General features: G+C 45.2%; 1 pseudogene. It reads left to right on the top strand.

Annotated features, from left to right (window positions below):
- Positions 1-100: 100 nt before the first annotated feature.
- A pseudogene (locus tag WEIDD23_RS07860) lies at positions 101-404 on the top strand (HAD hydrolase family protein).
- Positions 405-947 lie beyond the last annotated feature (543 nt).

Genomic DNA, 947 nt, shown 5'->3' on the forward strand with positions numbered 1-947 from the left:
TGGAGTTTCCAAACTTGATTTTTATCGATGATTTATCGGAAATTCCTGATCCAGTAATCAGATTATTTTGAACTGGCCCGAGTCTGAAGCGACACCTTTTATGGCCAAGTTGAACGCCGAACTCGCAGGTACGGCGCACGTCACAACGTCTGGCTTCGGCATGATTGATGTGGTGGCGCCCAATGTGAACAAGGCAGTTGGATTGCAGACGTTGGCGAACCACTATGGGGTGACGTTTGATGACATGATGGCCTTGGGACGGCGCAAATGACATCGAGATGTTGCAGGCGGTTGGCCAGCCATTTGCAATGACCAACGCAGCGCCTGCTTTGCTTGAGCAGTTCCCCCAGACCGTCGCCGACAACAATCATGACGGTGTATTAGACACAATTGCGACATTCTAGACGGTTCATTTCGTTAGTAAAGGTATCAGGCCTGATAATAACGACATGGAGGTACGGGGATGAAAGGATTTGAATTGGTATTTGAGACAACAGTTGTGAACCTTGCAACAGCCACCTTACGACTGCGGTCGGTGACGAAAGTTGAGAAGACAGGGTTCAAGTCCGAGAAGAAGTGATTAAAAAAGGCTCTATACCCAATAGCGTTGGTAGACAATAAAATTGGAGATTAACGTGATTTGAAGGGTCGTAAAAATCGGTGATGACAGAAGTGTTATTACCGATTTTTTAGAATTTTACATACTTCATTTGGATACAGACGATGTGTGTGACTGCTTGACGTAAATCCATGATTTGATAGACTTATTATTAGTTAGAACTGCATAAAGTTTAAGGAGTTAAATATGAGTTTTGATATGAAGAAGATTGTTGCGGGTGTAGCAGTGGTTGCTACATTGGCTGGCGCCAGCACTGTGGCAACTACGCAAGCAGCAAGTGCTGCACGCATTACGTCTCACACGACCGGTTACATCAAAGATGGTTCAC

This window comes from Weissella sp. DD23 (assembly GCF_001579105.1).
Taxonomy (GTDB): Bacteria; Bacillota; Bacilli; order Lactobacillales; family Lactobacillaceae; genus Weissella; species Weissella cibaria.